At 54.6% G+C, this 4,435-nt stretch carries 6 protein-coding genes; 3 read left to right on the top strand and 3 right to left on the bottom strand.

The window, feature by feature from the left end:
- On the top strand, positions 1–285 hold a 285-nt coding region (locus Q0239_RS11450), incomplete at its 5' end, for an N-formylglutamate amidohydrolase (RefSeq protein WP_298602847.1).
- Positions 286–514: 229 nt separating this feature from the next.
- Here Q0239_RS11450 and Q0239_RS11445 read toward each other — a convergent pair.
- The 3 genes from Q0239_RS11445 to Q0239_RS11435 are packed head-to-tail and all read right to left on the bottom strand — an operon-like array spanning position 515 to position 3,350.
- Entirely contained in the window at positions 515–1,042 is a 528-nt protein-coding gene (locus Q0239_RS11445; protein ID WP_298602845.1) for a cytochrome b/b6 domain-containing protein, read from the bottom strand.
- 34 nt (positions 1,043–1,076) lie between these two features.
- Positions 1,077–1,859 carry a SapC family protein gene (locus tag Q0239_RS11440; RefSeq protein WP_298602843.1) on the bottom strand — a complete coding sequence of 261 codons (783 nt, stop codon included), beginning with the start codon at positions 1,857–1,859 and terminating at the stop codon, positions 1,077–1,079.
- Positions 1,860–1,904: 45 nt separating this feature from the next.
- Entirely contained in the window at positions 1,905–3,350 is a 1,446-nt protein-coding gene (locus tag Q0239_RS11435) for an FAD-binding oxidoreductase (RefSeq protein WP_298602840.1), read from the bottom strand.
- Between the two features lie 125 nt (positions 3,351–3,475).
- Here Q0239_RS11435 and Q0239_RS11430 point away from each other — a divergent pair, with 125 nt between their 5' ends.
- Together Q0239_RS11430 and Q0239_RS11425 are read left to right on the top strand one after the other, a co-directional pair.
- The gene (locus Q0239_RS11430; RefSeq protein WP_298602837.1) at positions 3,476–3,955 is read left to right on the top strand and encodes a hypothetical protein; all 480 of its coding nucleotides are present in this window, start codon (positions 3,476–3,478) and stop codon (positions 3,953–3,955) included.
- 107 nt (positions 3,956–4,062) lie between these two features.
- The coding region (locus Q0239_RS11425; RefSeq protein ID WP_298602834.1) for a DEAD/DEAH box helicase at positions 4,063–4,435 on the top strand (373 nt) is incomplete at its 3' end.

The raw sequence follows: 4,435 nt of genomic DNA, 5'->3' as shown, positions 1-4,435 counted from the left end.
GCAGCTTCGCTCTATTCGGAAGTCTTGTTGCAGCGTTTAAAGCAGATCGGGATGTCGGCTGCGCTGAACCATCCCTATTCCGGCGACTATATCTTGCGCAGGCATGGGCAGGTTCGCAAGAACATCCACGCCATCCAGATAGAAGTTGACCGGTCACTTTATCTCGACTCGGACCTGCGAGAGCCGGACGCTGGGCTTGGAACGACCAGCGAGATGATTACCGAATTGCTCGTGCTGCTGGCCGAACTCACGCGCGGCACTTCTATGTCGATGGCAGCCGAATAGCCTTTGGAAAACAATACTTTCGTTGCCCAAGAAAAAACCACCCCGGAAAAATCCGGGGTGGCCAAGGTTCAGGGAGGTGGCGCTGACCTGCAGCGCCGTAGGACGGATAAGGGAGGGGAGATATCCGTCCTGAACCAAAGATGGGGCGTTCGTGCCCCCAAATCAATAGCCGAGTCTGTATCAACTCGTATCAGCGCGACGAAATGCCCCGCTGATACGTGCAGATGCCCTAGGGCCACATCCGCTGGATGAAGGGCAATTTGTCGGCAAACTGATGCTTCAAAGCACCAAGAATATGCAACAATATCAATAGAAAAAGTGGCTTTGTCAGGATTTCATGGGCTTCATGGCCGATGCCTGCAAGGTCCTTGCTTTTTTCTATCGGTAAGGTCGCATCGAATAGGCCGAAAAAGTCAACTGGCGGGGCTTGCGGATGCGCCGATGCCATCAGCCAGCCCGAAAACGGAACGGCTATGATCAGGAAGTAGAATAATAGATGCACGAACTTGCCGAGCCCGGCCTGCCATGCAGGAATGGCCTCAGGCAGAGGCGGCGGCTTGTGGCCCACACGCCAGATGAGCCGCAGAAGCGACAACAGCAAGATAGAAATACCTATGGCTTTGTGTGGAGCCATGAAGGCGCCTTGCGCTTCGCGCGGTAAATCCTCTGCAGCACTGGCGAGGTAGAAATTGGAAAAGACCAGTAACGCGATTAGCCAATGCAGAATAATCGCGACTTTGCTATATTTGTTGGTCATGGCGGCCCTCCTGTTAAGGGGGCCGCCCACAGCATCAGGCGGTGGCAGCCCCGTCGGCAACCGGCACCTTACCTTGCTGAACCTGCAAAGCAAATATATCGCGAACCAGCTGCAACGAGAAGAGATGGGCATGGATCAGCGGCAACATACCGTTCTGGTTGATCTTGCGCAGTTCATCACCACGCATGTCGCGAAGCTTCTCTTCATTGACCATCTGGAAGCCGCGATACACATAAGGCGCTTCTTTGCCTTCCTGTTGAATAGCGACTTCACCTTCCATCAGCAGTCCATATTTCTGCAATTCTTCGACAAAGGCGGCGGTGCGGGCACCTGCCTGTTCAAAATCTTCGCAGAATTTCAGGATCTCGCGCGTTGTGTCTGTAGCTTCGTTGCCGTCAAAAAGGGCGGTACCTTCATCCTTGAAGTCGCCAATGACTTCCGACGTTGGGTCGAAACACAATGTGAGCTCGTCGCTGTCAGGACGCAGACGGGCCAGCATGAAAGGATAGCGACGTATATAGGCGGGCAAGTAAACGGGTGAACTGAATTTTCCTTCTTCATCCAAGAAGACATTAACGCCTTCGTTCATGCCCATCAGCGCAAGCGGAACAGGGTTATCACCAGCCGAAAAAATGATCGGGAAGTTACGCGAAGCCGAGACAAACTCTTCTACCGTAAGCGGAATGGCGTGCTGACCCTGCATGAACTTGGCGCTGTCCATCGGACGGCTCTTGAAACTGCCATGTTCATTACTGTTCAGCGGAACGAGATCTTGATAGAAAATCGGCAAGCCTTGCGGCGCGGGCTGGGTAGCCATTGAATACTCCGTCATTTGGATTGGAATTAAAGATTGCTGGCGGCTTTAGGCGGCGGCGCCGTTGCTGGCAAGAGGCACGAGCTTTCCGGGGTTCATGATCCCTTTCGGGTCAAGCGCAGATTTGATGGCACGCAAGGCCGCAAGACGTGCAGGATCGGAGAGCCGTTCAAACTCGGCCAACTTTGCCTTGCCTATCCCATGCTCGGCGGAGAGAGAGCCCCGATATTCGGTAACCCGGTCATAGACGTCCGCACTGATGCGTGAGCTATAATCTGCATACCATCCGTCGGCGACGACACCTTTCGGCGCTTTCACATGAAAATGGATATTGCCATCACCCAAATGGCCGAACGCGATGATGGATGTGCCCGGATAGCGCGCTTCAAATATGGGAGATTCCTGCTCGATGAAACGCGCCATCGCATCGACAGGTACGCTGATGTCATGCTGCAAGGCGGGTCCTTCGGCGCGTTCGGCCTCGGCAATGCTGTCTCTAATTTTCCAAAATGCTTCCGCTTGCGCCTCATTCGCTGCAATTACGGCGTCGCGCGCCAGACCCTGTTCGAGCATCTTGCCGAGAAACTGTTCGACGGCAGACAAAGGTGGATCCTCATCCGGACTGTCTTTGACCAGCTCCATCACAATATGCCACGCAAATTGGTTTTCCAACGGGTCGCGGGTTCCCGGAATATGCCGCAGAACATGACGGAGTGCCGCATCAGGGAATATTTCAAATCCTTCGAGCATGGCTGGAAATGCATGCTCTGCTTCGCGGAGAAGCCTATAGGCGGCAGATGGGCTATCGACCGAGACCCAAGCGACGCAGCGTTCAATCACGGCCGGAACAAGATGCAATGTCGCCTTTGTAACAATGCCGATCGTACCCTCTGCTCCAATCAGCAGATGTTTCAGATCATAACCCCGATTGTCTTTTTTGAGCGGCGTTAGTCCGTCGAAAATCGAACCGTCTGGAAGTACCGCCTGAACACCGGCAACCAGATTGCGCATCGTACCGTGGCGCAAGACCTGGGTTCCGCCGGCATTGGTCGATATCAAACCTCCGACTGTAGCTGAACCTTTGCCGCCAAGCGTCAACGGAAAACGCATTCCTTGCGCGGCCACTGCTTCATGCAGGTTATGAAGGATCACGCCCGCTCCACATTGTACCAGTCGAGCGATCGGATCGATTGTCTCGATCTGGTTCAATCGTCTGAGCGAGAGCAGACAGCTATCTCCACTTTCATCAGGCGTCGCACCTGCGACCATCCCGCTATTTCCACCTTGGGGAACAAGGGGCAACCCCGCCCCACTGGCAATCTTCACGATCGCCGCAACTTCTTCGGTTGAAGCCGGTGACAGTAGCGCTGCGGCCTTACCCGTGTATCGACCACGCCAATCGGTGGTCCAGGGCGCAAGATCGTCTGGATCAGCGCTAAAGCCCTTGGGGCCCAAAAGCTGCTGCAGCTGCTTCAATGTATCAGCATGTGACAAAAATTCTCACTCCTGCAGACCTTGCAATTGACTCACCTATTTGCCCTTCATAGGGCTGGATTAATGCTCCGTTCAACCGTTACGGCTATTGGCAGCAAGAGGCGAATTTTAGTCGGGACCCGACATTGCGCATTTTTCTGATTGTCATTGCCGGTCTCGCGGTCGCTTCAAGCGTGGCATATGGTGCCTATGGGCAGTCATCCAATGCGCTTTTGGACCTTCTGGGAAGCACCAAAGAGTTTCAGGCACGGGTCGAGCAACGGGTGATTATCCGCTTTCCCAATCAGCCTGTTCTTGCGGCACCCGGACGCACCGAAAAGCGTAAAGAACCCATCTATAGCGAGGAAAAGATTGGCAAATGCCTGTTAATGGACAGGCTGGTCGCCTCGCGTCCCGGCCCCAAAAACAGTCTGGAACTGGTCACTCGTGAACGGCAATTGATCCGCGCCTATCTGGGCGATGGATGCCTCGCCCGAGAGTTTTATGCGGGTGCCTATGTCGAACGATCGAAGGACGGTAAATTATGCGTCGATCGCGACCTGGTGCACGCCCGCACAGGAGCGAAATGCGAAATTGACAAATTCCGGCTGCTCGTTCCAGAGTAAGACACGCCAAATTCCTTGACTTTTTGACGATGTTTCGCCAATCGCCGCCCACCGGAAGCGCGGGATTGCGCTGACCGGCTTTTTATCTTCCTTGAAATTGGAACCTTATGTCATTTGCCGATCTCGGCCTTTCCGAAGAACTTTTGAGTGCCGTCCTAGCCGCCGGTTACGATACGCCTACGCCGATTCAGGCACAGGCCATCCCATCCGTGTTGATGATGCGCGACATCATCGGCATTGCGCAGACCGGCACGGGCAAGACCGCATCGTTCGTTCTACCTATGATCGATGTACTCGCCCACGGCCGCGCGCGGGCTCGCATGCCGCGCAGCCTGATCCTAGAACCGACCCGTGAATTGGCGGCTCAGGTGGCTGAGAATTTTGAAAAATATGGCGTCAATCACAAGCTGTCGATGGCGTTGCTGATCGGTGGCGTGTCGATGGGCGATCAGGTGAAGGCGCTCGAAAAGGGTGTCGATG

This window comes from uncultured Sphingorhabdus sp. (assembly GCF_937872355.1).
Classification (GTDB): domain Bacteria; phylum Pseudomonadota; class Alphaproteobacteria; order Sphingomonadales; family Sphingomonadaceae; genus Sphingorhabdus_B.
This window is presented reverse-complemented; position numbering and strand designations above follow the sequence as displayed.